We start from the raw sequence: 26,723 nt of genomic DNA, 5'->3' as shown, positions 1-26,723 counted from the left end.
TTTGTTAGTTTTAGTTGTATAAAATAATTATTTATAATTAAACGTCTAAATCAGCTTCTAAGGCTTTTTCTAAGATGAAGTTTTTTCTTGGTAAGACTTTTTCTCCCATTAACATGTTAAAAGTTTGGTCTGCTTCCATTAAGGCTTCTTCATCACTTAAAGCATTAAGGGCATTTTTGAGGCTTGCTTTGAGAAGAGTACGAGTTTCTGGGTCCATAGTTGTTTCCCAAAGTTGATTAGGATTCATTTCTCCAAGTCCTTTGTATCTTTGGAAACCATCTTTTAAGTTGTTTTTAGTTGCAAAAGTTTGTTTGGCTTTTTCATCATAAAAATATTTTGGAGCGCCTTTTCCTTTTTGGTATTTGTATAAAGGAGGACGAGCAAAATAGATGTAGCCTTTTTCAATTAATTTACGGAAATGTCTGAAAAAGAAAGTTAATAGTAAAGTTCTTATGTGAGCTCCATCAACATCGGCATCTGTCATAATGATAATTTTGTGATAACGGATTTTATCCATATTAAAGTCTTTGCCTTTACCAATGTTAATTCCTGCACCAATTGCTTGTATTAAGGATTTAATTTCTTTATTGGTAAGAATTTTGGCATCTAGACTTTTTTCTACATTAAGGACTTTACCACGTAAAGGAAGGATAGCTTGAAAACGTGAGTCTCTTCCTTGTTTAGCAGAACCGCCCGCTGAATCTCCTTCGACAATGTAGAGTTCAGAAATATGAGGGTCTTTACTTCTACAATCAGCTAATTTGGAGGCAAAACCTAAAGAATCAAGGGGTTTGTTTCTTACTACTTCACGAGCACGTTTAGCAGCTAGACGGGCATTTGCAGAAAGAAGACATTTATCAATTATTTTTCTTGAATCTTGGGGATGTTCTAATAAATATTTTTCTAAAAATTCGCCAAATAATTGGGATGTAATTTGTCTTACTTCAGTATTTGCTAGTTTGGCTTTAGTTTGTCCTTCAAATTGAGGGTCTTGATGTTTTAAAGAAATAATAACAGTAATTCCTTCTAAGATGTCTTCACTTAATAAATGTTCGTCTTTTTTTAAAAGATTGAATTCCTTAGCATATTTAGAAATAACACGGTTTAGGGCTAGTTTAAAGCCTTCTTCGTGAGTTCCTCCTTCATGAGTAGGAATATTGTTAACAAAAGAAAAGATTTTTTGGCTTTGGGTGTAGTTAGGAATAGCATCTTTGCCTTCTTTTTCTTCTATTTCGTTTCCTTGTGCATCTTTTTTAGGGGGACGAATTTTGGTAGTGTATTCAAAGACAATTTCAAAAACTAGTTTTTGGGATTCTTTTTCCAGATAAAAAATTTCGTGAAAAGGAGTTTGTTTGTGACTAGTGTTAATAAAATCTAGGTAGTCTTGCAAACCTTTTTCATGGTAAAAGTTAAAAACAATTTCTTTTTCGTATCTTTTGTCAGCAATGTTTAATTTAAGACCTTTGTTTAAAAAAGATAATTGTTGCATTCTTTCTTTGAGAGTATCAAAGTTATAAATGGTAGTTTCTTGGAAAATTTCAGGGTCTGCTAAAAATTGGATAGTAGTTCCTCGTTTGTTAGTTTTTCCAATTACTTCCAAAGGCGAAACTGCAATTCCTTTTTCGTATTTTTGAAAATAGATTTGCTTATTGAGATGAATTTCTACAGTAAACCAAGTAGAAAGAGCATTTACCACAGAGGCTCCTACACCATGAAGTCCTCCTGAAACTTTGTAAGAAGAACTGTCAAATTTTCCTCCAGCATGAAGAGTAGTTAGAATTGTTTCTACTGCTGGTTTTCCTGTTTTGGGGTGAATATCAACTGGGATTCCTCTACCGTTGTCAGAAACACTAATAATTTCTCCAGGTAGGATTTCTAAAGTAATGTTGTTAGCGTGTCCTGCTAAAGCTTCATCAATGGAATTATCAACGATTTCCCAGACTAAATGATGAAGTCCTTTTTGAGCGGTTGAACCAATATACATTCCTGGTCGTTTGCGAACTGCTTCCAAACCTTCTAAAATTTGAATACTATCGGCATTGTAATTTTTCAAAAGAATAGCTCCTTTTTTGTAAATTTATAAAATATTAAAAATAGATTAAAGAATAAAGAATAAAAATAAAATTGTAAAACATGAAAAACATGTAAAAAGATAAATAAAAAAACTTTGCAAATAGCAAAATATTAATTATGAAAAACATTTACCAATTATTTTTTTAATTCATTATTTTTGGTAAAACATTTATTATTGTTTTTGATAATTTGGATAAAAAGATGATATTTTATACAACTTAATCACAACATATTATAACATAAAAACTAGTTATTTTGTGGTTTTTACAATTATTGAGTAAAAACATACTCTAAATTGGCTGAGGTGTTCCATTTTTTTAGACACTTTTTTATTTCAACATTACTCTTTAAGACTTAAAATTAAATAGATAATTTCATATCTTTTCAAACTAACAAATAATTTCATTAAACTTAAAAAGTGTCTAATGTTTTTTCATAATTTGCTAGTTTCAAAAGATATTTTTTTTTAATATTTTATCCCTACACTATATATATAGGTCGAAAAAACGAAAAAGTTGCTATAAAAACGACATGGGTTTCATTTTTTTACACAATAATGGGGAATTTTTGATTTTAGGTCGGTTATGCTATATAATAACAGGGTTAAATGGCAAAATGCTCACCATAAACACTAGCGATTTTGTCTGGAAGAGACAAAAAAATGAAAAAAAGTTGTCAAAAATAGATCAAAAAATCTCCCTTAAAAATAAAAAAAATGACCCCTCAAATGAGGGGGTCTAAATTAGTTTTAAAAAAATGATCCGTTTTAATTTATGCCAAAATTGTAAAAATTAAAAGTAAGTTTTTCCTAAGTTTTTGAGGACTGCTTTATCAAGAAATTGAATTTAAAAGGGGGGTCTAAATTAGATTTAGGGTTTTATTTACCCTAATTGGAATTAAATCAAAGCAAGAGGGGCAAAATAATGCGTTTAAGAGCATTCCTGATTTAGGGGGGTATTTTAAAATAGTCAGTAGAAGAAATTATAATTATAATGTTTGTTGTAAAAATTAATCTTAATGGGTGTGTGTTTAATTTATTAGATCGATGAGTTAAAAAATACAATTTTATTTTATTTTTTTTAAAAATTCTTGAAAACGATGGATATTGAATAAAACATTGGTTTCCGTTAAGGTTTTTTTCCAACAAAGATGCGTTTTTTTTCAAACCTGGACTTTCTATCACATAAATAAATTGAATATTTTTGAATTTATTGATAGTTTTACTAAATTCTACCAAACGCTTTAATTCGCTATTAATTTTGGAGCCTGAAGTGTTAAAAAAACTACATTCTAAAAGATAATTTATATTATTATGTTTAAAAACAAAATCCACTCTTTTTGTTTCTTTTAATTCAAAACCTTTTAAAATGTCTGTTAAAAGAACTTCTTCTTGGAAATTGAAATTATTTGTTTTTAAAAGAGTTTTAATTAAATTAGGCAACAAAACTCCTGATTTATTTTTTCTTGAGTTAGAATCCAACCCCACCAAAACCCCAAAAATATAATCTTTAATATTTTGATTAAAATTTGAATTTACAAAAACATTAGTTAGAAGTTTTGATTCTTTAATAAAATTAATGACAACTTCTTTATCTTGGTGGTCAAAAGTAATTTCTTCATTTTGGTTTATAAAATGATTAACTTTTTCCCACGAAACATAATCCTTTAAAAAATAAGATGTAGATTTTAACTCTTTGAAAAACAATAAATTATTTATTTGTTTAATTTGGTCATCTCTTAATGTAAAATTCGTAATAATTGTTTCGTAGGTTTTATTTTTCCGATTGCAGCTTTGGGAATTGATAAAACGATTAACAGGAATTCTTATAAAATTAAAATCTTTGTATAAGTGGTTAATTAATTGAGTGTCGTGATTAGTTAAAACCCATTTAACTCCTCTTAAATGAGCTGCTTTTAAAGATTCAAACAAATCTTTTTGGTTTGTTTGATTAAAAGGGGATGCATTATAGCTGTTAAAAGTTTGAGTATCTGAATCATAAGGAGGATCACAAAACAATAAATCATTAATTTGTGTTTGAGCAACTATTGTTGCGTAATCTTGGTTTTGGATTTTAATTTCATTCTTTTTTAAGAATAATGTGATATTTTTTAAGATTAGATTCGTTAATGATAGTTGATAAACAAACATCATTTTTTCCATTAAACGGAGAGTTAAATTGATTTTTAGAATTAACACGATAAAGACCATTAAAACGAGTTTTATTAAGAAAAATAAAGCGAGCAGTTTTTGAAATATTATCCAACGAAGAGGTTTTTTTGGTCGCGCAATTGATAATAAAAATCTTTTTTTTCTAATTTTAAACGTTTAATATATGTTTTTAATAAATTAACAACATCACGAGATTGTGATTTTAAAGTATGCCAAGCAGTTATCAATTCTTCATTAATATCAGACAAAACAGCTTTTTGAGGTTCCAAACTAAAAAAAACACTCCCGCCTCCTAAAAAAAGTTCAAAATAAGTTTCATATTTAACATTCATAACAACTTTCAAAAAAAGGCCAAAGTTGGGGTTCCACCCGCCCATTTGACAAATGGTTTTAGTTTTAATGTATTTGACATTTTGATAACCTCTTTCTTGTTTTTTAACTATTTTTCTACAACTTAAAATTTTAAGATAAATAGAGGCATTTACCCTACTTAATTAAAATTATTTATATAAACTATCCTAATTATACCTCAAATCATAACAATAACATGAAAATTTTGATTAACTCTTTAATAAAATATATTATTAACATCCAAAGTTGCGTTTTAATTTATACACTTTTTAATACTTCCTTAATTAACATCACATAATCAGGGTTTATTTCAATACCAATATAATTTAGATTTTTCTTTTTAGCAACTAAACATTCTGAACCCGAACCAGTAAAAGGAATTAAAACATTACCTTTTTGATTTTCATAATCACTGAATCAATTAATTTAGTAGTTAACATTTGGGGTTTTTGAGTAGGATGAATAATAGTTTGATGAGGTTTTTGATGATTTTTTAGTTCTTTAGAACTAAAAATTTTACAATCACAAGTTTTACATAAAAAGAACCGTTCTTTTAATCCTGCACCACCTGCTAAAGCAGGAACTTTAATGATATCACGTGTGAGAGCTCCTTTTTCGTTTACGCGATACAAAGTTTCAGAATTACCAAAACGTCCTAAAGTACCAATTCTTTTTTTTCCATCACACTTCAAAAAATTGTAGGTATAAGGTTCTCTAATTTGATCGATATTAATTTCAGGTTTTTTGTTATTCCAAAGACATAAAATTGATTCATAAGAACGTTGCCAAAAATTACAAGAAGGCATGTTTTTATTAGTATAATGCCAAGCTAAAATTCTTTTTTTTCGTAAGGAAATTGAGCCGCAACCCGAGCTAAAATTTCGGGATAATCATACATATAAAAAATACCATCTGGAGTCAATAATTTAAGGCATTGTTGAATCCAATCCAAAGACCATTTTAAATACCCATCTATTTCTAACAAATCGCGGTTATTACCAAAATTTTTACCAATAATATTATAAGGTGGGTCAGCGATAACAATATTGAATTTAATATTTTGAAGTTGTGGTAAAAACTCACAAACATCGCCTAAAATAATATGAGAAAAAGAATCAATTTTATCAATAAATTCGTTTTATTTGTTAAAATATTATTTTGAAATTTTACTATATCGATATGTGGATATTCAATTTCAAGTTGAGTAATTATTTTTTTTTTAAGTCTGTATCGTAATTTTTAGGAATAGATTGTTGTTTTTCCCAACGTTTGATAGTACCTTTATGAACTTGGAGGCAATTTAAGATAAAATCTATTCCTTTGATTTTTTTGATACTTAAAAATGCATCAAAAGAAGTCATATTTTTCATTTTTTTACCCTTCTTTCTTCTTAAATATTGTATCATAGTTTGTTTCTATTTCTGATTTGAATTATATTAGTTTAAAAAATGACCCCTCAAATGAAGGGGATATTTTTTTTATTTTTTTCACTTTTTTTATCTCTTCTGTCATCATTTCGCTAGTGTTTATGGTCGGGTTTTGTCATTTAACCCTGTTATTATATGGCATAAATAGCCAAAAGTGGAGAATTCCGCATTATTGTGTAAAAAAATTTAATCCATGTCGTTTTGTATGCAACTTTTTCGTTTTTTTGCCCTATATATAGTGTAGGGATAAAATATTTAAAAAAATATCTTTTGAAACTAGCAAATTATGAAAAACATTAGACACTTTTTAGTGTAATGAAAACTACTTTGTTAGTTTGAAAAGATATGAAATTATCTATTTAATTTTAAGTCTTAAAGAGTAATTTTGAAATAAAAAAATGTCTAAAAAAACGGAACACTTCAGAACAAACAAAATATTATAATGAGAATTTTTTAAAACCAGCTACCCAAGATTATATACAAATAAAACAATCAAATAATTCTAATGGTGATAAAAAAACTGAAATTACTTTTTGGCAAAAAGTTTGGGAAACATTACCAACTTATAAAAAACCGTTTGTTTTTTTCTTTTATGGTGGCTATTGATAGTATTATTTTAGGATTTTTAATTACTTTGCTTTTTGTTAAAATTAAGATTTATGCAGAAAAACAAAATAAAAAAAATAATTCTTTATTAGCTTTTTATCTTTATAAAGGGCTATCTAAATTAATTGATAAGTTATTTATTTTTCTAAATGCTGTTCCTATTATGGTTCAAGCATTGTTATGTTGGAATTTATTATCCTTATTTGGTTATTTAAAAAAATCCTCCTTATCCTTTTTTAGCTATTCCTTTTATTACTACTTTATTAGTTATTTCTCTAAATACTATTGCTAATTTAACTAATTTATTCATGCATAATATTAAAATGTTGGATAAAGGACAAATTGAGGCTGCTTATTTATTAGGAATGAATCAAAAACAAGTCTTTAAATATATTTTATTTGAACAAGGATTACAAAGAACTAAACCTTTTATTTGGCAACAATTTATTCTAAATATTAAAGATACTGCATTATTTTCTGTTGTTGGATTTATGGGCTTTATTTGGCAAGCAGATAGAAATAAAGTATTTGATTATGATCAAATTACTCCTTATTTTATTGTAAGTATCATTTATTTATTTTTAGTAAGAATTACAAATTATTTAGATAAAAAAACTAAAAAGAAAATGATATAATAAGAAAAAAGCATTTTTTAACATTTTAATAAATATTTATTTTACTTCTTTTATAAATTAAAATCAAAAAACCACCAAACAACCAAACAACCAAACCACACAACCAACAAAATAATTAACTTTTACTATTAAGAAAGTATTTAAAAATAAGGAGATATTAAAATTGAGAATTATACCTTATGAACTTTATCCTTATGCCTCTGATCTTGCTTTATGTGCTTTAAGAAAAGAATTTGGTATGTATGATCATTGTTTAAATACTTGCAAAAATAATAAAGCTATGCAACCGTTTTTAGATATGAAAAGAAATTATTTTTATTTATCATTTGATTTATGGGTATTAGAGATGCAACAAAGAAAGCATTATATTAATAGTTTTCATTTGTTTTATGCCAATAAACACAAATATTGCCTTATTAACACTGATTTTATCTTGATATTGGAGTGTTGTATTCAATGGGAAATAAAAGGATTTATGCCTTACAACACTTCTTTATCTTGGTTTTTGGTGGCATTAAAATGTTTAGAACAACAACAACAAGTAGCCAAATCCCAAACCAACCCCCATCCCAACTTTGTACCAACTCCATCCACTAATTATTATCTAGATTTTTGTATCTATCAAAAGTTATTATTGTGGTACAAACAAACCTTTATGCAAGCGAACGAAAAAGGGAACCTCAAACCTAAACAACTCAATATGGAAGAAGTAAAAAGTTATTTCCAAACACAATTAAAACGAATATAGACTTTCAAATAACAACAATCCATCAATGGATTGTTTTTTTATTTTTAAGGTTTTTTATTTGTTTAAAGAAACGCAACGCAACAGTTAGACAACAACAAAACGAACAAAACGCTTTTAGTGGTTCTCAAAGTTTTATTTAAAAATATACCATCTCCTTTTTGATCTTTTTTTAATAACAAATTTTTCATCGATATCCCAAAACATTTACAAAAAAATATAATTTTACACAAAATTTAACAAAAGTATTTTTTTATTTGCCAAATCCTAAAATGTTTGTTATAATATTATAGTAATTATGTTGTGCGTTTTTGAAGCGCAATTTCGACAGACCAAATTTGCCGGAATTCAATCTTAAAACCATCCAAACATTTGCCATTTATTTAGCAATTATTTTGCCAAATTTCAATTATTTTTTTAATTTTGAAAAAAAAGCAACAAAACATTTGCTATTTGTTTTTTTATGTGATATAATAAAAAAGGTATTGCGATTTTATTTGCTTTGAAAACATTTTTTGAAAGCAAAAACAACAACTTTTAATTATTTTTTAATTATTTGTAACTTGCTAAATTGCATATTTTGATTGTTTATTCTTAATTTATTTTTTCACAATTTTTTACCAAAACTACCTTAATCTTTGAAAACTGAAGATGATAATTAACGAATATTTTTAATTATTTTTTAACACCTTAAAATTGACACCAAAAAGCAATTTTTGATGCATCAATTTTGTAACATACGAAGAGTTTGATCCTGGCTCAGGATTAACGCTGGCGGCGTGCCTAATACATGCAAGTCGAACGGAAGTTTAAGCAATTAAACTTTAGTGGCGAACGGGTGAGTAACGCGTAAGCAATCTGCCCCTAAGACGAGGATAACAGTTGGAAACGACTGCTAAGACTGGATAGGAGACAAGAAGGCATCTTCTTGTTTTTAAAAGACCTAGCAATAGGTATGCTTAGGTAGGAGCTTGCGTCACATTAGTTAGTTGGTGGGGTAAAGGCCTACCAAGACTATGATGTGTAGCCGGGCTGAGAGGTTGAACGGCCACATTGGGACTGAGACACGGCCCAAACTCCTACGGGAGGCAGCAGTAGGGAATTTTCGGCAATGGAGGAAACTCTGACCGAGCAACGCCGCGTGAACGATGAAGTATTTCGGTACGTAAAGTTCTTTTATTAGGGAAGAATAAATGATGGAAAAATCATTCTGACGGTACCTAATGAATAAGCCCCGGCTAACTATGTGCCAGCAGCCGCGGTAATACATAGGGGGCAAGCGTTATCCGGAATTATTGGGCGTAAAGGGTGCGTAGGCGGTTAAATAAGTTTGTGGTCTAAGTGCAATGCTCAACATTGTGATGCTATAAAAACTGTTTAGCTAGAGTAAGATAGAGGCAAGTGGAATTCCATGTGTAGTGGTAAAATGCGTAAATATATGGAGGAACACCAGTAGCGAAGGCGGCTTGCTGGGTCTTTACTGACGCTGAGGCACGAAAGCGTGGGGAGCAAACAGGATTAGATACCCTGGTAGTCCACGCCGTAAACGATGAGTACTAAACGTTGGGTAAAACCAGTGTTGAAGTTAACACATTAAGTACTCCGCCTGAGTAGTACGTACGCAAGTATGAAACTTAAAGGAATTGACGGGACTCCGCACAAGCGGTGGATCATGTTGTTTAATTCGAAGGTACCCGAAAAACCTCACCAGGTCTTGACATGCTTCTGCAAAGCTGTAGAAACACAGTGGAGGTTATCAGTTGCACAGGTGGTGCATGGTTGTCGTCAGCTCGTGTCGTGAGATGTTGGGTTAAGTCCCGCAACGAGCGCAACCCTTATTGTTAGTTACCAGCACGTAATGGTGGGGACTTTAGCAAGACTGCCAGTGATAAATTGGAGGAAGGTGGGGACGACGTCAAATCATCATGCCCCTTATGACCTGGGCTACAAACGTGATACAATGGCTGTTACAAAGGGTAGCTGAAGCGCAAGTTTTTGGCGAATCTCAAAAAAACAGTCTCAGTTCGGATTGAAGTCTGCAACTCGACTTCATGAAGTTGGAATCGCTAGTAATCGCGAATCAGCATGTCGCGGTGAATACGTTCTCGGGGTTTGTACACACCGCCCGTCAAACCACGAAAGTTGGCAATACCCAAAGCCGGTGGCCTAACTTCGCAAGAAGAGGGAACCGTCTAAGGTAGGGTCGATGATTGGGGTTAAGTCGTAACAAGGTATCCCTACCGGAAGGTGGGGATGGATCACCTCCTTTCTAAGGAAACAATTATCATCTTCAGTTTTGAGAGACTTAAGAAAGTTTTTCATTTTAACTTGCTTGCAAATTGTATTTGCAACATTTTAATCTTTTTAAGATTAAGGGCCTATAGCTCAGTTGGTTAGAGCACACGCCTGATAAGCGTGAGGTCGGTGGTTCAAGTCCATTTAGGCCCACCATAACCACAAATAAGGCAAAATCTTAAAAAAGCTCTTTGAAAAGTAGATAAACGAAGGTTAAAAAATCAAAGGAACTAAGGGCGCACAGTGGATGCCTTGGCACTAAGAGCCGATGAAGGACGCAATTAACGGCGAAACGCCACGGGAAGCTGTAAATAAGTGAAGATCCGTGGGTCTCCGAATGGGGAAACCCATTACATTGAAGATGTAATATTCTTCTAATACGATTTATCTTGTTAGAAGAAAGGAAACGCGGCGAACTGAAATATCTAAGTAACCGCAGGAAAAGAAAGTAATAACGATTCTGGTAGTAGTGACGAGCGAACCCGGAACAGCCTGATACCATTTCTAGTTACAAAATTTTAACGAAGTAGAAGCTTTTGGAAAGAAGCACCAAAGAAGGTGACAGTCCCGTAAACGTAAGTTAAAATCTAGGGTATCAATAAGTACGGCGAGACACGAGAAATCTTGTCGGAAGATGGGAGGACCATCTCCTAAGGCTAAATACTTCTTAGTGACCGATAGTGAACTAGTACCGTGAGGGAAAGGTGAAAAGAACCCCGAAAGGGGAGTGAAATAGATCCTGAAACTGTGTGCCTACAATTAGTCAAAGCACGTTAATGTGTGATGGCTTGCCTTTTGCAGAATGAACCGGCGAGTTATGATATGGAGCAAGGTTAAGTTTTAAGGAACGGAGCCGTAGCGAAAGCGAGTCTTAATAGGGCGTTTATAGTTGCATGTCATAGACCCGAAACTGAAGTGAGCTAGCCATGAGCAGGTTGAAGTTTAGGTAAAACTAAATGGAGGACCGAACCAGGACACGTTGAAAAGTGTTTGGATGACTTGTGGCTAGGGGTGAAATTCCAATCGAACTCAGAGATAGCTGGTTCTCCCCGAAATAGCTTTAGGGCTAGCGTTGATTTAGTAATTTGGTGAAGGTAGAGCACTGAATGAGTAAGGGCTCCACCTCGGGGTACCGAACTCAATCAAACTCCGAATGTTACCAAATAAAATTAGCAGTCAGACTGTGGGTGATAAGGTCCATGGTCAAAAGGGAAATAGCCCAGACCGTCAGCTAAGGTCCCAAAATTGATGTTAAGTGGCAAAGGAAGTGAAGACGTTTAAACAACTAGGAGGTTGGCTTAGAAGCAGCCATCCTTTAAAGAGTGCGTAATAGCTCACTAGTCGAATGACTCTGCGCCGAAAATGTACCGGGGCTAAAACATCATACCGAAGCTACGGATTCAAATAACTTCTTAGTTATTTGAATGGTAGGGGAAGCGTTCTGACATCAGTGAAGCCATAGCGGAAGCAGTGGTGGAGAGGTCAGAAGTGAGAATGCCGGTGTAAGTAACGAAAAGATAGGTGAGAATCCTATCCGTCAAAAACCCAAGGTTTCCAGGGCCAGGTTCGTCCTCCCTGGGTTAGTCGGGTCCTAAGGTGAGGGAGAAATCCGTAATCGATGGCAAGCAGGCTGAGATTCCTGCACTAGTTAATCAACTGACGGAGGGACAAAGCAGGCTAAACACGCCCCTTATTGGATTGGGGTAGAAAAACTAAGTCTGAGAAGACAGGCAAATCCGTTTTCTCATTTAAAGACAAGGTTTGAAAGTAAAGTGATTGATGTCATACTTTCAAGAAAAGCTTCTAGGGCTAATTGATTAACTACCCGTACCGCAAACCGACACAGGTGGGTAGGTAGAGTATACTAAGACGCGCGAGCAAACTCTTGTTAAGGAACTCGGCAAAATTACTCCGTAACTTAGGGATAAGGAGAGCTTTTATTAAAACTAAAAGCCGCAGAGAATAGGCCCAAGCGACTGTTTATCAAAAACATAGGTCTCTGCTAAACCGCAAGGTGATGTATAGGGGCTGATGCCTGCCCGGTGCTGGAAGATTAAAAGGAGATGTCAGGCAACGAAGCATCGAATTGAAGTCCCAGTAAACGGCGGCCGTAACTATAACGGTCCTAAGGTAGCGAAATTCCTTGTCGGGTAAGTTCCGACCCGCACGAAAGGCATAACGATTTGGGCGCTGTCTCAACAAGAGCCTCGGTGAAATCAAATTACCGGTGAAAATGCCGGTTACCCGCGACAGGACGAAAAGACCCCATGGAGCTTTACTGCAACTTAATATTGAAATTGGAAATAAGATGTACAGGATAGGTGGGAAACTGTGAGAGAAAAACGCTAGTTTTTCTGGAGTTATCCTTGGGATACCACCCTTGTTATTTTTAGTTTCTAACCTGCACATGTGTAATGTGAGGGACAGTGTTTGGTGGGCAGTTTGACTGGGGCGGTCGCCTCCTAAAGAGTAACGGAGGCGTTCGAAGGTTCCTTCAAAATGGTTGGAAATCATTTGTAGAGCATAAAGGCACAAGGGAGCTTGACTGCAAGACTTACAAGTCGAGCAGGGACGAAAGTCGGACTTAGTGATCTTACGGTACCGAATGGAAGGGCCGTGACTCAACGGATAAAAGCTACCCTGGGGATAACAGGCTTATCGCTTCCAAGCGTTCACAGCGACGAAGCGGTTTGGCACCTCGATGTCGGCTCATCGCATCCTGGAGCTGGAGAAGGTTCCAAGGGTTGGGCTGTTCGCCCATTAAAGCGGAACGCGAGCTGGGTTCAGAACGTCGTGAGACAGTTCGGTCTCTATCCGTCGTGGGCGTTGGAAATTTGAAAGGAACTGTCCCTAGTATGAGAAGACCGGGATGGATATACCGCTGGTGTTTCAGTTGGTTCGCCAGAGCCACAGCTGAGTAGCTATGTATAGAAGGGATAAACACTGAAAGCATCTAAGTGTGAAGCCTCCCTTAAGATGAGATTTCCCTATGAGGTCCCTGAAAGACTATCAGGTTGATAGGCTAGAGGTGTAAGAAGAGTGATCTTTTCAGCTGACTAGTACTAATAGACCCATTGACTTTGATTTTTTAAATACCAACGTTTATCTAGTTTTGAAAGATCCTTGGTGCATAAAACTAAGGGGCAACACCTGTTCCCATCCCGAACACAGCAGTTAAGTCCTTAGTACTGACAATAGTTCTTTATTGAGCGAAGATAGGGAGTGCCAAGGTTTGCTTTATAAAAAAGAATAAAAAAGAGGATTAGCTCAGTTGGGAGAGCGTCTGCCTTACAAGCAGAATGTCGTGGGTTCAAGTCCCTCATCCTCTACCAAATAATTACTATCTTTTTTATTCTTTTTTTATAGAAAAACAATAATTTTATTGCCAAAATAGCTCAATAGGTAGAGCAACTGATTTGTAATCAGTAGGTTACGGGTTCGATTCCTGTTTTTGGCACCACTTTATTGTCCCGTTAGCTCAGCTGGTAGAGCACTTGACTTTTAATCAAGGTGTCGAAGGTTCGACTCCTTCACGGGATACCACTTTTTATTAATCTTTTTTTTCTTTTTTTATTTTTATACAAAATACGAAAAATGTTTATATGTTTGCCTGGATGGTGGAATCGGTAGACACGTGGGACTTAAAATCCCATGGTTTATAGCCGTGTCGGTTCAAGTCCGACTCCAGGTACCATTTTGGGGCTTTAGCTCAGCTGGAAGAGCATCTGTCTTGCACACAGAAGGTCAGCGGTTCGATCCCGCTAAGCTCCACCATAAAAACATTAACATTAATATATTAATCTTAAAATGATGGCGGTGTAGCTCAGCTGGCGAGAGTGTACGGTTCATACCCGTGAGGTCGAGGGTTCGAATCCCTCTGCCGCTACCATGGACCTGTAGCTCAGCTGGTCAGAGCTACCGGCTCATAACCGGTTGGTCGTAGGTTCAAATCCTACCGGGTCCACCATTTTTTTTTGGAGGAATACCCAAGTCCGGTTGAAGGGGTCAGTCTTGAAAACTGAGAGGTCCGAAAGGACGCGGGGGTTCGAATCCCTCTTCCTCCGCCATCAATTAAATATTATATCGCGGGGTAGAGCAGTTTGGTAGCTCGTCGGGCTCATAATCCGAAGGTCATAGGTTCGAATCCTATCCCCGCAACCAAAATTGGTCCGGTGGTGTAGTGGTTAACATGCTTGCCTGTCACGCAGGAGATCGCGGGTTCAAGTCCCGTCCGGACCGCCATAGGCTCTGTAGCTCAGTCGGTAGAGCAGTGGCCTGAAGAGCCTCGTGTCGACAGTTCGATTCTGTCCGGAGCCACCATATTATTTTCTGATTTTATTTTTTTAACTATATCTTTCTTAAGCCAAATAAACAAATGAGTAGCCCCAAAAAGGCTACTTTTATCTTTTTATATTGTCTTTTATTAAATATTATAACTATTTTAAAATTATTTCCATATGAGACTACAGAATATAAAATTAAAACCACCTTTTGGGGTGGTTTTTTTATTAATATAAATTATAAATACAACTTAAAATTAACATTCGTCTACATTTTTGATTTGTTCCAAATGTCCTAAAAGTTCATTTTTTATTTTATCTATTTGTTTGATTTTTTTTCTATTATTTCTTTAGTCTTAGTTTCTTTGGTTTGTTTTTCTAAATTTTCCAAATATGAAGGAAAATCTTGTAGATAAAAAAGCAGATCATTTTTGCTTCCCATATAATATGGATTTGCATTCAAGACACAACTAAAATTATTAATTTCTTCTTGCTTTTGTATTAGAAAGTTATATAAATGGGTTACATATAGTTTCGGTTTTACACATCATTACAAAACAATTATTAGTAGCAAAAATAGGTTCATTGTGATAAACAAATATTTTTTGGTTTCCTCCTCTTGTAATTGTTACGCTATAAGAGCCTGTATTATATTTATTACAATATTCCTTTTTTTTCCTTTTCCTCCATGGGTCCATAAGTATTTGCCAGATGGTTCAGGTTTTTGATTTTCTCCGTGAATATTTTTAATTGTAAAATATTTTTGCAAAGAAATGTTACTTAAAAAAACATTTAATATATTGTTCAAAAAAAATTCTAAATCTTTGGTTTTAATATTTTTACCTTTTTTATTTAAGTTTTTTAATTTTTTAATGCCTTTTTGATTTTTTTGTAATAATTTATATAAAGTTTGATATTCTAAATCTTTTATATTTTTTGTATTTATAATAAAACAATTACTCAATGCCCAAAAAGTTTTTTTCGTGATAATGAACATATCCGCTATCTCTTCCTATGGTTATAGTTCCTGCGTTTTGATTTGCTCTTTCACTTTTACCTTTTGAATATGTTTTTGTTTTTTTATTTCCTCCCATTATTGGGTATTTACCATTTGGACTTTTAGGAGGTTTTTTCTCTCCAGAATCAATTTTTATGAATTTATTTTTTTATATTTGTTTTATTAGAAGACATTTTTTACCTCTCTTTTATGATTGAACTTTTTATAAATATATCTACATTATTAAATATTTTATCTTTTTTTATCTTTATTTTATTAAAGCAAAATATTTAATAATATTTATATACTTTTTTAAATTACACTTTCACTATTAATATTATATAAACAAATGGAAAAATAAAATTATTTTTTTGTACATAATTTTATTTTCTATCACTTATTTTTTCTATTTTTTTCAATAACAAAGAAACTAATAACACCAAAACTAAATAAACAAAGACAGGCACTATTAAAGCCAATATTTTTGCATTTGTACTTGCAACAGATGCGTTTACTGTGCTTCCTGCATTATAAAGTTCATTTATGCCAATAACTCCAAAAACACTACTATCTTTGATATTAACAATAAATTCATTAGAAATTCTTAATAAAGATTTACGGACAACTTGGGGACACACAACCTTTTTAAAGGTTTGTGTTTGTGTCATCCCCAAAGATAATGATGCTTCAATTTGTCCAGAGTCAAAAAATTCCATATTTTTAATCATAACTTCAGCAAGATAAGCAGCTGAGTTAAAAATAATTACAAATAAACCAGATTGCAATGGAGTTAACCATTTAAAATAACCAGTTCCTTTGAGTCCGAAATGAAAAAACATTGCTTGCAACATCATAGGAATACTTTTAATAATAAAAATATAAACATTAATGCTTTTATCAAGTATTTTAAAGAAATATTGTTTTTTTAAACTCATTTTTGTATGTTTATTAAGAGTTATGATTCCTTTAATATAAAGCACACATAAAGATACTATAAAAGCTCCTATGGTACCAAAGAAAGCAATTTTAAATGTGGTTTCAAAGCCTTCTTTATATAATGGATAATATATTTTTAATAATTTTTTTAATAAATTAAACCAATTAAAAATATTTGACATTATTATAAATTAGCATTTTCATCTTTTGCATATTGAACAGCTTTTAATTTTAATGCTTGAGTTTTTTGGTTATCTTGTGTAAAATGTAGTTCTTCTAATGCTTTATTGACCTCTTTTGTTAATTTTTCATTTTCTTTTTTGATTGCTATATGTGATTGTTTGGTGTTTTGGAAAGTTTGGCATTCTTCTTTTGTAAGTTGAGGGTTTGAGTCATAATATTCTTTGATTTTTTCCATTAATTGGTTATCGATGTTTGGAACTGATTTTGCTAATTTTGGATTTTTTGATATAAATAATTCTGCAAAATCAGATTCTACAATATAACCATCAATTGTTTTTGCTGGCAATCCTAAATTAAAAGCATTTAAATCTTGTAATTCTTGAGGATGATCGCTTATCATTTTTGCTTTTTTTCGTGTGCAGAATCTTTTTGGTAAGCTATTTTTTTTCTTTTAAATCTGCAAGATAGTTTACTTCCAAATCTTTGTGTAAGATAACTTTAACTGATCCAAAATGATAAGGGTCTGAAAAAGCAACTGTTTCTTCTCTTTCAGGGGTTTTGGTATGTCCTGCAATAACTAAATCTACTTCATTACTTGTTAAAGCATTAAATAATCCATCAAAATTTATTTTTTTAATAATTATTTTTTTACTTAACTTTTTAGCTAATTTTTTAGCAATTGCTACATTATAACCACAAGCAAATCCATTTTTTGTTCCTTGAATAGGATGTATTTGGTCTTTGTATTGTTCGTTGTTTCCCATAGTAACCCATTCTAAAGGAGCGTATTCAAGTTCCATTCCTACTACTAAATCGCCATTTAATGCAATTTCTTCGGTTGGGGTGGTTTGAGTAGTTGTTTTATTTTTTGTTAGTTGCGACCATACAATTCCTCCTATTATGCCTAAAATTACAAAAGTACCAACAACTAAACTAATAATTAAATTTTTATTCTGTTTCATTTTATTGCCTCTTTTGGGATTATATTTTTTTATTAATAAAAGTTTTTGTAATTAAAAAAATTATACTTATAATATTTATTTAGTCAATTATAAAATTATCACTTTTGTTATTTGCTCGTTTTTATTAAAACGCCTTATTTAATATTTTTTTTGATTATAGTTTTTCTTTTTGGCTTGCCTATTTTAAATTTATTATTTTTGAATCATTTGTATTTATTAAAAGAAGCATCTTTGAGAAAAGTTTTTAATTTATCACTTTGAGGGTTGCTAAGGATTTGTTGTGTAGTTCCTTCTTCTAAAATTATGCCATCTGCCATAAAAACAATTCTATCAGAAATTTTTTGAGCAAATGCAATTTCATGAGTTACTAAAATAATAGTTATTTTTTCATGAGTTAAATTAGTCATAATATCAAGAACTTCTTTATTTAATTGTGGATCCAAAGAAGCGGTAGGTTCATCAAATAAAATTATTTCTGGATTCATACATAAGGCTCTTGCAATTGCAACCCGTTGTTTTTGTCCTCCTGAAAGTGTTTGAATGCTTTGAGATGCTACATCTAAGAGTCCTACTTTTTGTAATTTTTTGCGTGCTATTGTTTGTGCTTCTTCTTTGCTTTTTTTAAATACTTCTGTGAGTGCCAAAGTGCAATTATTCAAGACATTTTTGTGGGCAAATAAATTGAAATGTTGAAAAACCATGCCAATTTTTTTTCTTAAATTATACACATTATATTTTGGATTTAAGATATTTGTGCCTTCAAATAAAATAGTGCCAAAATCAGGTTCTTCCAATAAATTAAGACATCTTAAAAGAGAAGATTTACCAGCTCCTGAAGGCCCTATTAAAGTAATAATTTCGTTTTGTTTGATTTTTAAATTAATGTCTTTTAAAACAACTTTAGTGCCATATTTTTTTTGGAGATTTGTAATTTCGATGATATTATGCATTTTTATTACCTAATTTGGTTTCTAATTTTTTTAAAAGATAAGAAGAGATGAAAATTAAAATTATATATATTAAAGATGCGTTGATTAAAAAACCAAAATTATTTGATGTTCTATAATTGTTTTTGCTAAAAGTAAAAATATCTACAACTGTAATTACATAAAAAACACAAATATCTTTGATATTTAGAATAAATTCATTGATAATTCGCAGTAAAGATTGATGGATTACTTGAGGACATATAACGCGTTTAAAAGCTTGCTTGCGAGTCATTCCTAAAGCTAGGGATGCCTCAATTTGACCAGGGTCAAAAAAGGACATATTTTTAATCATAAATTCTGCTAACATAGCGCAAGAATTAAAAATAAGGATAAATAGTGCGGCTTGAAAAGGTTCTAACCATTCAAAATAACCAGTTCTTCTAAGTCCATAAAAAACAAGCATTGCTTGTAACATTATAGGGACACTTTTAACAAAAAAGATATAAAAATATAAGATAATATCTATTGTTTTGTAAAAATATCTCTCATAAAATCTTATTCGTTTCTTTTTTCTGATTCCTTTGATATAAAGGAGCCATAAAGATAACAAAAAAGCCCCTAATGTTCCTAAAAAAAGCAAGGCTTATAGTAGTACAAATTACATTCCAATATGAGGGTAGATTATTTATAAATAAATTATAGCAGTTTTTCATAGGATCGTTCCACAGTTTCTTCCTTTATTGTATTTTTTGATATAATTTTATACAATTTTACTTAAATTATTTGTTATTTTCTTTGGTTTTGATGTAAGATAATAAATTTCATAATATTTTTTAAAATTCACTTTGTGAATTAGTTAATTTAATAGTTATTGAATTTATTAATGTTTTTCAAAAGAAAAAATATTTCATTTAAGTTTTAATGTCTTTATTATAACACATTATTTGTTTGGTGATGGTGTTTTTTTACATAATTATTGTTTTTTGATATTTTTGTGAAATGAAATTGATAAAATAAAAACCATTTACGCGAATGCTGTAAATGGTTGTTTTCAATAATTTAATTTATAATTTTAATATTTTTTTATGAAGTTTTAGATGGCCAAAGACTCTTTACTGTATCTTGTATCCAACTTGCAAAAAGTTTATCATTTAATTGTTCTACTAAAATAAGACAAGATTCTTCTACATTGTCTAAAAGTGTTTTAGCTTCTTTAAAAATCATTGTTAATATACTTATTAAATTTGCTTTTGTACTAACATCATCATCATATGTACATCTATCAAAACTGTCTACTTCTACATCTTCCCAATAATCAACTCCTAGAACGCTAGAATATAGAAACTCTACAATTGTTCCAACTTCACTTTGAGATTTAGGATTTTTGTCTTTTAAATATAATTTCATTTTGTAAGCCACACAAGAACATGATAATGATGTTTTTGTATTTAAAGAATCTTGAACGTTTTGAACTAAATCATAATCTGTTACCTCTAATTTTAGTTCTTGTGATTGTGGTGATTCAGATACAGGAGTTGTTTTTTCTTTTGGATCTTTTTTGTCATCTGCAAAAGCACTTGGAATAAATGCTGATAAGAAACATGAAATAAACACAAATGTAATTACTATCAAGAAAATTAAATAATTGTTTTTAACTGATTTTTTTAACAATTATAAAACCTCCTAATTAAAATATACAAACTTTAAAGTAATGAGGTGTTCCAAAAGTTTAGACACTTTTTTGTTTTTTAAAAATTCTTTAAGGCTAACTATTAAGTTAGTCTTTTTTTCTTTTCAAGACTAAAATAATTTCATATCTTTTCTAAAAACGTTTTTAGGAAGGAATAAAATGTTAAGAGAAGAATTATTTAAAGATTTTTTAAAAAATAAAAAGAATTTAGCAATTCGCGATCAATTAATCGAAATGCATTTACCATTAGTAAAAAAAATAGTTAAAAAATTTAAATATTTCCCTAAAGCACTTCAAAGAGAGGATTTATACCAAGAAGGGGTTTTAGGATTAATCAAAGCTTTAAATAATTACCAAGATTTAGGTTATGATTTTATTGTCTATGCTACCCCGACAATTAAAGGTGAAATCACAGAACTTATTAGAGGCCTACAAACTACTTCAACTTCCAGAGAGGTTTTTCGAAAAGAAAAACAAGTAAGTAATATTCCTTTTGAAGAAACACAACCTCAAACTATTAATATCAACATTCTAAACCCCCATCAAATTTGGTTAAAGCAAGTTAATCATGAATTGTTTATTCAAAAAATTAAATCCATTTTAAATACCCAAGAATTCGAGATTATTAGATTAAATTTTGGGATTCCTTTAAAAAACCAAAACCAATACCCTCAAATTGAGTATTCCAACAAAGACATAGGTAAAATGTTGAATTTATCTTCAAGGCAAGTAGAAATTACCAAAACCAAAGCAATTAATAAATTAAAAAAAATAATAAAAAGGAAATAAATAATATGAATTATCAAAAAAATACAACCACTTATTATAATGCTGATGGTAAAAAAATTTGTGGTATTCACGAACATGACCCTGATACATGGAATTTTATTAAAACAACATGGTTTAATAAAGATGGCAAAACAATTGACTGCATTACTGAATATGATCCCATAACAGAAGAAACAATCAAGGAGACCTATTACAATTCTGACGGAACAATTGAAAAAATTAAAACTTTTTAATCAATATAGAAACTAAACCCCTTTTTAAGGGGTATTTTTTATACCCAAATTAAAAAAAGGAGTTAGAAAGATGATTGAAGCCGAACGCGCTTTGTTGGGGGTTGTCCTTTTAAACCCCGAAACAATTTCTTTAGTTTTTAATGAAATTACAGAAACTGACTTTTACAGTCCTCATCATAAAAATATTTTTAAAGCCATGAAAATATTACATCAAAATAATAAAGAAATTGATTATGCTTCTATAAGTGCTATTTTAGAAAATGAAAAATTATTAAAACAAATAGGAGGAATTAATTATTTAAATGAATTATCTGATTTGATGCCTTCTCCACATCACTTAGAAACATACATTGATTTAATTAAAGAAACATCTTTAAAAAGAGAAATTGGCGGTATTGTTGCTAAATTATCCCAAATTGCAAGAAGCAAAATAACTCCCCAAGAGATTTTAGAATTAATAGAAACAAATACTGCAAAATTAAGAAAAAAACTCACTCCCAAGTTTAAAGATTTAAAAAGTTGTGTTTCTAAAGTAATCAAAGACATTTTGGAAAACCACAATAAAAATAATTTAGTTGGAGTTAAAACAGGATTTAATAATATAGATGATTTAATTGGAGGTTTTAAACCAGGACAATTAAATATTTTAGCCGCAAGAACTGGAATGGGTAAAACTGCCTTTATGTTAAATTTGGCTGTCAATATTGCTAAAGTTTTTCAAAATATCCCTAAAAAACATAATATTTTGATATTTAGTTTAGAAATGACATCTGAAGAACTAATTAAACGTTTAATCAGTTGTGAATCTCAGATTAGTATCAAAAAAATGGAACAGCAACAATTAACTCGCGAAGAAAAGTTGCAATTATTGCAAACAGAAGAAAAATTAACTGAATTGAATATTTTAATTGATGATGACAGAAATACCAAAATAGAAGAAGTTAAAAGAAAATGCCGTCAATTAAAATTTCACCAAGGACTTGATATAGTTTTCATTGATTATCTACACCTTTTAAGAGATGACCAATTTCTGAATTTAAATCAAGCAATTGGGATTATTACTCGTGAATTGAAAAAATTAGCAATGGAATTACAAATTCCTATTATTGCGTTAAGCCAAATGAACCGCGCAACTTTAATGAGAGAATCTAAAACCCCTAATCTTTCAGATTTAAGAGATTCAGGTTCAATCGAACAAGATGCCGATATGGTTATGTTTTTGCATCGCGAAAGTTATTATGAAAAAGATCAATTTACAAATGTTGTAGAAGATTTTACCCAATTTATTGTTGCTAAAAATAGGGCAGGTAAATTAGGCCAATGTTACTTTAATTTTGATAAAGAAATCCAAAGAATTGAGGAAAAATAATGTTAATTTCAGATAAAATTTTATCCCAACTCAAACCTGATAATTACTTTAAATATCCTTTTAATCAATATATGCAATTTAATCATCAAAGTTTGAATCATTATTTTCAAATTACCAAATCAACTTCCCAAAAGCAAAAAGTACTGCGTGGTAAAATCAATGAATATCTAATTTTAATTTATTTTCGGCATTATGGAATCACCAAACAATATCCTCAAACATATTTATTTTTTATTCCTGATATCAAATTTGATTTAGTATTGTTTACCCAAAACAAACGAATTGTTGCTTTTAATTTTAAAACTTGTCTCCGTGAACGTTATAAACAAGCCATCATTGAAGCCCAACAATTAAAAAAATTAGACACACGTTTTGAATATTACTTATTAACTAATAATGCTATCGAATCCCAAAGGCTCAACAATAAAATTAAAAACGGCAAAGTCCAAGGAATTGATAAAGTAATTGATTGTTTTTCTCAAAAAGCTAATATCTTTGTAAATACCTTATTCCAAAGACAATTTATTTCTTTTAAAGATATTAATTTAATCAAAAATACGAAAGGAAATATTAAGAATGGTTAATAAATTAATTGTTTTTGAAGGAATCGATGGTTGTGGGAAAACCACTTTAATAAATAAATTAAAAAAATCTTTAATTAATAAAGGACATAAAGTCAAAGTTTTTCAAGGTTTAGGAAGTAGTTCTATTGGAAAGGAAATAAGAAATTTATTTTTATATCAAATAAAAACAAGCCCTAAAAGTAAATATTTTCTTAGTTTCGCCAATATGATTCAGACCCAAGATGAGTTGATAATGCCCGCTTTACTAAGTGGTTTTATTGTTATAGTTGACCGTTGGTATGATTCTACTTTAGCATATCAAAGCAATGCTAATTATATTGATTATGAAGATGAAATAACTTCCAAAATCATAAGTCGTTTCTTAATTAAACCAGCATTAACTTTCTATCTAGATATTGACCCCCAAAACAGCTTACAACGAAAACAAACACAACCTAATCATAAATTAGACATCATCGAACAAAAACCCTTAAAATATTTTGAAAATGTTCGCCAAAATTATTTAAATCAACATAAATATTGCAATAATCCCAATTGCAAACATCAAAATTGCAACAGTTTTTTAATTAATGCAACAAACTCACAACAAGGAAATTTAGAACAAATAATTCAAACATTAATTACTAAAAAAATATTATAAACAAATAAGGAGAATAATTAAAATGATTTTAAAATCGAAAAATATTTCAATAATATTGACTTTAACATATTTAGGATTTATAATAACAAATTTAATGACTCTGTTTTTTGATTTTAATTTAGGAATTAAAGCAAACATTACAATTAGTCTTGTTTCTGATATTGTTTTTTTAATATACATTTGGTTAAAGGAGTTTCAAAATGCAAATTAATTGGATTGGAACCAAAAAGAAAATGATGCCGCAATTGTTATGTCAAATTCCAACAAATTATAATAATTATTTTGAGCCTTTTTTAGGTGGTGGGGCTTTATTCCAAACTATTACACCCCCAACCGCAATTTTGAATGATAACGACAATAATTTAATGGAACTTTGGCAAAATATGTTAGCCAAACCAGAATTGTTTTGTAATTGTGTGCGTAAATTTGAAGACACAATATATACAAATAAAGATCAAAAGACGCAAAAAAAAACATTTAAACTTTTCGTAGATAGATTTAACAAAAGTAATTTTGGAGTTTTCAAAAGTGCTCTTTTTTATACTTTATTAAAATATGCTTTTCGGGGCATTTTCCGTTATCGTCCTGATGGAACCATTCATTTATCATACGGATTTAAGTCGCGAATTAAAAAACCTATTATTGATTTTTTAGAATTACAAAGAATAAAAACTAATGTTAAAAATTTAAAATTGTTAAATGGTGATTTTGGAAGTGTCATCACCCAAGCCCAAAGCAATGATTTTATTTTCATTGATCCCCCTTATTACCGCGAAGGTATTAAAGATAAAGATTTTTACCAACACCCTTTTACATTTGAAGATCATATAAGGCTTTATAAATATTTAAAAGAGGCAAATCATCGCAATGTAAAATGGTTGTATACTAATTACAATTCAGCAAAAATAATTAAATTGTTTGAGGATTTTAACATTCAAACAATTAAAACCACTACCAGTCATGCTTTAACCTCACAAAGAGGGTTGCAAGAAGTTATTATCAAAAATTATTAAAAAAAATCGTAAGGAGAATATTAAAATGTGAGCGATGCTATGACTGAAATTTACCGCGGTACTTATTTCAAAAACCGCAGCCAATTAAAACTCAAAATAAAAAATAATAAAAAATTAAATAACAAGGAGAAAAAGAAAAATGAATAAAAAAGAATTAATCAAAGAAGTTGCAAAGCAACTAAAAACTTCAGTTGTGAAAACTGAAGAATTTTACAATTCATTTGAAAATGCCCTCATGAAAGCTATCACATCAAATGAAGAAGTGGTTTTATCCTCTAAAATTGGCAAATTCATCTTAAAAACTAGAAAAGCCCACACAACCCCCGAAACTAAATTCATCATCAATAAACAAACAGGCAAAAAAACAGGAAAAAGAACTGGTAAAAACTTAAAAATACCCGCAAAAACGGTTGTTAGTTTTAAAATGTCAAAATCACTTAAAGATAAAGTCAAAACCCTTAAATTAAAATAAAAAGGAGATAAAAACATGAGTGATGGAATGACAGAAGCATGCAATGAAATTTATTTTAAATCCCAAAACAAACTAAACAAAAAAATAATCAACAAATACCGACATCCAAAAGGAAAATGGGTTAATTTATATTATCCCAACAAAATTGTACCAAACAAAAAGAAAACATTTAAAAACAAACGAATCAAAGTTATTAAAAATTATTCAGAAAGGTAAAAAAATATGTGGTTATTTCCAATATTTGCAACAATTATCAATTTTATTCTAAATTATACCAAAGGATTTAGCACTACCGAAATACTTGAACGAAGAATGGATGGAATCCAAACAACGCTTTTCACTATTCTTATTGTTTCTGGGTTCAAACCTATTTTTAAATTAATTACAAACACTTTAATTTTCATCAAAAATATGATTTTAGGTATCTTTTTCCCCAACAAAAAACTACAAAATTTAGAAATTAAAAGTGCCAGACAAGAATACCTAGAACAACAATTATTACAAAAAATAGATAAAATCAATGCAAATCAAGAAAAACTCCAATCCCAAATAGAAGTACAAAAAGTCAAAGTTGCTAATTGGAAAGAGAAAAAAAGAAGAAAAAAACAACTTAAATCAAAAAACACCAATCCAATTAATGAAAAGGAGGAAGAAAATGAATGATCTAAATTTCTCTATTGGATTTATCGTTGGCGCTCTATTTACAACTTCTTTAATGTTTATCATTAAAAAAATATTTTTTAATTCAATTTCATCGCCAGAAATCAATAAAAAAAATGAGCCAAAAAAAGAAAATAAAACTAAAAGTTTATTTTCAATTATTACAAATCCAAATAACGAATCAAAAGAAAAAAACAATCCAATTAATGAAAAGGAGGATGGAAATGAATAACAAAAATTTATTTTATATCAATTTAATAATACTTATTTTAACAGCATCCATAATTGGGTATCTTTTTCATAAACACTATCCTCATTTATATTATTACAAAAACCCATAAAAGCAAAAGAAAGGAAATTTAATTTAAAATGAGAAAAATCCAAAAAAAAGTTATTAACAAAAAAAATATTCGAACTAAAAGATATTTTTTCAATCTCTTTTTACTTTTAATAATGATAATTTTAATTATAGGAGGAGTTAGTTATTACTTTATTAGAAAAAATAATAATCCTATTTGTGAAAATATTGTCAACAACCAAACTCCACCATCAACAGGGACCGAAAACAACGATAACAAAGTTAACGATTCAAAAACTCCACCACCAAATAAAGAAGATAAAGAACAAGAACCAACTAAAGAAGTTAAACCAAAACATGAATAATAAAAAAAGAAAGGAAAAAAT

The 26,723-nt window shown here is 30.4% G+C and carries 28 protein-coding genes, 12 tRNA genes, 3 rRNA genes and 1 pseudogene; 29 read left to right on the top strand and 15 right to left on the bottom strand.

What is annotated here, in order from left to right; all coding sequences use genetic code 11:
• Positions 1–37 precede the first annotated feature (37 nt).
• From HGD80_RS01480 to HGD80_RS01450, 7 genes and pseudogenes are all read right to left on the bottom strand, one after another.
• A complete protein-coding gene (locus HGD80_RS01480) occupies positions 38–2,053 on the bottom strand; it encodes a DNA topoisomerase subunit B (RefSeq protein ID WP_219475285.1) in 2,016 nt (671 codons plus the stop codon).
• A gap of 966 nt (positions 2,054–3,019) precedes the next feature.
• The gene (locus tag HGD80_RS01475) at positions 3,020–4,270 is read right to left on the bottom strand and encodes a DpnII family type II restriction endonuclease (RefSeq protein WP_225904403.1); all 1,251 of its coding nucleotides are present in this window, start codon (positions 4,268–4,270) and stop codon (positions 3,020–3,022) included.
• Positions 4,152–4,575, bottom strand: a pseudogene (locus HGD80_RS05690) (Dam family site-specific DNA-(adenine-N6)-methyltransferase). Before HGD80_RS05690 ends, HGD80_RS01475 begins: the two are co-directional and overlap by 119 nt.
• A 277-nt stretch (positions 4,576–4,852) precedes the next feature.
• Positions 4,853–4,975 (bottom strand): site-specific DNA-methyltransferase, encoded by a 123-nt coding sequence (locus HGD80_RS05360; RefSeq protein WP_264081105.1) that lies wholly within the window; start codon positions 4,973–4,975, stop codon positions 4,853–4,855.
• Positions 4,975–5,400: a site-specific DNA-methyltransferase gene (locus tag HGD80_RS05355; protein WP_264081096.1), complete on the bottom strand. Its 426-nt coding sequence runs from the start codon at positions 5,398–5,400 to the stop codon at positions 4,975–4,977. Before HGD80_RS05355 ends, HGD80_RS05360 begins: the two co-directional genes overlap by 1 nt.
• 23 nt (positions 5,401–5,423) lie before the next feature.
• Positions 5,424–5,609, bottom strand: coding sequence for a hypothetical protein (locus HGD80_RS05685; protein WP_425312573.1), 186 nt, complete (start codon positions 5,607–5,609; stop codon positions 5,424–5,426).
• A 193-nt stretch (positions 5,610–5,802) separates the two neighbouring features.
• The gene (locus HGD80_RS01450) at positions 5,803–6,000 is read right to left on the bottom strand and encodes a hypothetical protein (protein WP_219475277.1); all 198 of its coding nucleotides are present in this window, start codon (positions 5,998–6,000) and stop codon (positions 5,803–5,805) included.
• A 613-nt stretch (positions 6,001–6,613) separates the two neighbouring features.
• Between HGD80_RS01450 and HGD80_RS01445 the strand changes: the two genes are divergently transcribed.
• The 18 genes from HGD80_RS01445 to HGD80_RS01360 all read left to right on the top strand — a co-directional run bounded on the left by HGD80_RS01445 (position 6,614) and on the right by HGD80_RS01360 (position 14,622).
• Positions 6,614–6,919: a hypothetical protein gene (locus HGD80_RS01445; protein ID WP_219475274.1), complete on the top strand. Its 306-nt coding sequence runs from the start codon at positions 6,614–6,616 to the stop codon at positions 6,917–6,919.
• A 16-nt stretch (positions 6,920–6,935) separates the two neighbouring features.
• A complete protein-coding gene (locus HGD80_RS01440) occupies positions 6,936–7,262 on the top strand; it encodes an ABC transporter permease subunit (protein WP_323802003.1) in 327 nt (108 codons plus the stop codon).
• A gap of 163 nt (positions 7,263–7,425) precedes the next feature.
• Positions 7,426–8,010: a hypothetical protein gene (locus HGD80_RS01435; protein ID WP_219475273.1), complete on the top strand. Its 585-nt coding sequence runs from the start codon at positions 7,426–7,428 to the stop codon at positions 8,008–8,010.
• Between the two features lie 733 nt (positions 8,011–8,743).
• Positions 8,744–10,276 (top strand): 16S ribosomal RNA (locus HGD80_RS01430).
• A gap of 105 nt (positions 10,277–10,381) precedes the next feature.
• Positions 10,382–10,458: transfer RNA gene (locus tag HGD80_RS01425), tRNA-Ile, on the top strand.
• Positions 10,459–10,522: 64 nt separating this feature from the next.
• Positions 10,523–13,389 (top strand): 23S ribosomal RNA (locus HGD80_RS01420).
• Positions 13,390–13,424: 35 nt separating this feature from the next.
• Positions 13,425–13,533 (top strand): 5S ribosomal RNA (gene rrf, locus HGD80_RS01415).
• Together the 16S, 23S and 5S rRNA genes with 12 tRNA genes alongside form the textbook arrangement of a ribosomal RNA operon.
• A 25-nt stretch (positions 13,534–13,558) precedes the next feature.
• Positions 13,559–13,634, top strand: a tRNA-Val gene (locus HGD80_RS01410).
• A gap of 52 nt (positions 13,635–13,686) precedes the next feature.
• Positions 13,687–13,762: transfer RNA gene (locus HGD80_RS01405), tRNA-Thr, on the top strand.
• Positions 13,763–13,769: 7 nt separating this feature from the next.
• Positions 13,770–13,845: transfer RNA gene (locus HGD80_RS01400), tRNA-Lys, on the top strand.
• A 65-nt stretch (positions 13,846–13,910) separates the two neighbouring features.
• Positions 13,911–13,996, top strand: a tRNA-Leu gene (locus tag HGD80_RS01395).
• A 4-nt stretch (positions 13,997–14,000) separates the two neighbouring features.
• Positions 14,001–14,076, top strand: a tRNA-Ala gene (locus HGD80_RS01390).
• A 38-nt stretch (positions 14,077–14,114) separates the two neighbouring features.
• A tRNA-Met gene (locus HGD80_RS01385) sits at positions 14,115–14,191 on the top strand.
• Between the two features lies 1 nt (position 14,192).
• Positions 14,193–14,269: transfer RNA gene (locus HGD80_RS01380), tRNA-Ile, on the top strand.
• Between the two features lie 9 nt (positions 14,270–14,278).
• Positions 14,279–14,369: transfer RNA gene (locus tag HGD80_RS01375), tRNA-Ser, on the top strand.
• Between the two features lie 17 nt (positions 14,370–14,386).
• Positions 14,387–14,463 (top strand) — tRNA-Met (locus HGD80_RS01370).
• A 5-nt stretch (positions 14,464–14,468) separates the two neighbouring features.
• A tRNA-Asp gene (locus HGD80_RS01365) sits at positions 14,469–14,544 on the top strand.
• Between the two features lie 2 nt (positions 14,545–14,546).
• A tRNA-Phe gene (locus HGD80_RS01360) sits at positions 14,547–14,622 on the top strand.
• 279 nt (positions 14,623–14,901) lie between these two features.
• On the opposite strand, the gene HGD80_RS05350 is transcribed toward HGD80_RS01360, so the two are convergent.
• From HGD80_RS05350 to HGD80_RS01325, 8 genes are all read right to left on the bottom strand, one after another.
• Positions 14,902–15,024 carry a hypothetical protein gene (locus HGD80_RS05350; protein ID WP_264081095.1) on the bottom strand — a complete coding sequence of 41 codons (123 nt, stop codon included), beginning with the start codon at positions 15,022–15,024 and terminating at the stop codon, positions 14,902–14,904.
• Between the two features lie 186 nt (positions 15,025–15,210).
• The gene (locus HGD80_RS01355) at positions 15,211–15,579 is read right to left on the bottom strand and encodes a hypothetical protein (protein WP_219475271.1); all 369 of its coding nucleotides are present in this window, start codon (positions 15,577–15,579) and stop codon (positions 15,211–15,213) included.
• 383 nt (positions 15,580–15,962) lie between these two features.
• A complete protein-coding gene (locus tag HGD80_RS01350) occupies positions 15,963–16,697 on the bottom strand; it encodes an ABC transporter permease subunit (RefSeq protein WP_219475268.1) in 735 nt (244 codons plus the stop codon).
• 2 nt (positions 16,698–16,699) lie between these two features.
• Positions 16,700–17,098, bottom strand: coding sequence for a hypothetical protein (locus HGD80_RS01345; protein WP_219475267.1), 399 nt, complete (start codon positions 17,096–17,098; stop codon positions 16,700–16,702).
• A 37-nt stretch (positions 17,099–17,135) separates the two neighbouring features.
• Entirely contained in the window at positions 17,136–17,660 is a 525-nt protein-coding gene (locus HGD80_RS01340; protein ID WP_219475265.1) for a transporter substrate-binding domain-containing protein, read from the bottom strand.
• A 203-nt stretch (positions 17,661–17,863) separates the two neighbouring features.
• Positions 17,864–18,610, bottom strand: a complete 747-nt coding sequence (locus HGD80_RS01335; protein ID WP_219475263.1) for an amino acid ABC transporter ATP-binding protein — start codon at positions 18,608–18,610, stop codon at positions 17,864–17,866.
• Complete coding sequence (locus tag HGD80_RS01330) at positions 18,603–19,199, bottom strand: ABC transporter permease subunit (RefSeq protein ID WP_225904402.1); 597 nt, start codon at positions 19,197–19,199, stop codon at positions 18,603–18,605. The genes HGD80_RS01335 and HGD80_RS01330 overlap by 8 nt, the downstream gene beginning before the upstream one ends.
• Positions 19,200–19,672: 473 nt before the next feature.
• Positions 19,673–20,260: a hypothetical protein gene (locus HGD80_RS01325; protein ID WP_219475260.1), complete on the bottom strand. Its 588-nt coding sequence runs from the start codon at positions 20,258–20,260 to the stop codon at positions 19,673–19,675.
• Between the two features lie 178 nt (positions 20,261–20,438).
• On the opposite strand from HGD80_RS01325, the gene HGD80_RS01320 reads away from it, so the two are divergent.
• From HGD80_RS01320 to HGD80_RS01270, 11 genes are all read left to right on the top strand, one after another.
• Positions 20,439–21,068 carry a sigma-70 family RNA polymerase sigma factor gene (locus HGD80_RS01320; RefSeq protein ID WP_219475258.1) on the top strand — a complete coding sequence of 210 codons (630 nt, stop codon included), beginning with the start codon at positions 20,439–20,441 and terminating at the stop codon, positions 21,066–21,068.
• Positions 21,069–21,073: 5 nt separating this feature from the next.
• Positions 21,074–21,301, top strand: coding sequence for a DUF2963 domain-containing protein (locus HGD80_RS01315; RefSeq protein WP_219474294.1), 228 nt, complete (start codon positions 21,074–21,076; stop codon positions 21,299–21,301).
• A 70-nt stretch (positions 21,302–21,371) separates the two neighbouring features.
• Complete coding sequence (gene dnaB / locus HGD80_RS01310) at positions 21,372–22,670, top strand: replicative DNA helicase (protein WP_219475185.1); 1,299 nt, start codon at positions 21,372–21,374, stop codon at positions 22,668–22,670.
• A complete protein-coding gene (locus HGD80_RS01305) occupies positions 22,670–23,254 on the top strand; it encodes a hypothetical protein (protein ID WP_225904394.1) in 585 nt (194 codons plus the stop codon). The genes dnaB and HGD80_RS01305 overlap by 1 nt, the downstream gene beginning before the upstream one ends.
• Positions 23,247–23,894 (top strand): dTMP kinase, encoded by a 648-nt coding sequence (gene tmk, locus HGD80_RS01300; protein WP_219475160.1) that lies wholly within the window; start codon positions 23,247–23,249, stop codon positions 23,892–23,894. The genes HGD80_RS01305 and tmk overlap by 8 nt, the downstream gene beginning before the upstream one ends.
• Before the next feature lie 200 nt (positions 23,895–24,094).
• On the top strand, positions 24,095–24,907 hold the full coding sequence (locus HGD80_RS01295; RefSeq protein ID WP_219475161.1) for a DNA adenine methylase: 813 nt from the start codon (positions 24,095–24,097) through the stop codon (positions 24,905–24,907).
• Positions 24,908–25,046: 139 nt separating this feature from the next.
• Positions 25,047–25,379, top strand: coding sequence for an HU family DNA-binding protein (locus tag HGD80_RS01290; RefSeq protein ID WP_219475164.1), 333 nt, complete (start codon positions 25,047–25,049; stop codon positions 25,377–25,379).
• Positions 25,380–25,394: 15 nt separating this feature from the next.
• The gene (locus HGD80_RS01285) at positions 25,395–25,595 is read left to right on the top strand and encodes a hypothetical protein (protein WP_219475256.1); all 201 of its coding nucleotides are present in this window, start codon (positions 25,395–25,397) and stop codon (positions 25,593–25,595) included.
• Positions 25,596–25,601: 6 nt separating this feature from the next.
• On the top strand, positions 25,602–26,042 hold the full coding sequence (locus tag HGD80_RS01280) for a hypothetical protein (RefSeq protein ID WP_219475188.1): 441 nt from the start codon (positions 25,602–25,604) through the stop codon (positions 26,040–26,042).
• Complete coding sequence (locus tag HGD80_RS01275; protein WP_219475190.1) at positions 26,035–26,271, top strand: hypothetical protein; 237 nt, start codon at positions 26,035–26,037, stop codon at positions 26,269–26,271. The genes HGD80_RS01280 and HGD80_RS01275 overlap by 8 nt, the downstream gene beginning before the upstream one ends.
• Positions 26,272–26,408: 137 nt before the next feature.
• Positions 26,409–26,702 (top strand): hypothetical protein, encoded by a 294-nt coding sequence (locus HGD80_RS01270; protein WP_219475254.1) that lies wholly within the window; start codon positions 26,409–26,411, stop codon positions 26,700–26,702.
• Positions 26,703–26,723: the final 21 nt, after the last annotated feature.

The organism is Paulownia witches'-broom phytoplasma, from assembly GCF_019396865.1.
In the GTDB taxonomy this organism is placed as follows: domain Bacteria; phylum Bacillota_I; class Bacilli_A; order Acholeplasmatales; family Acholeplasmataceae; genus Phytoplasma; species Phytoplasma asteris.
This window is presented reverse-complemented; position numbering and strand designations above follow the sequence as displayed.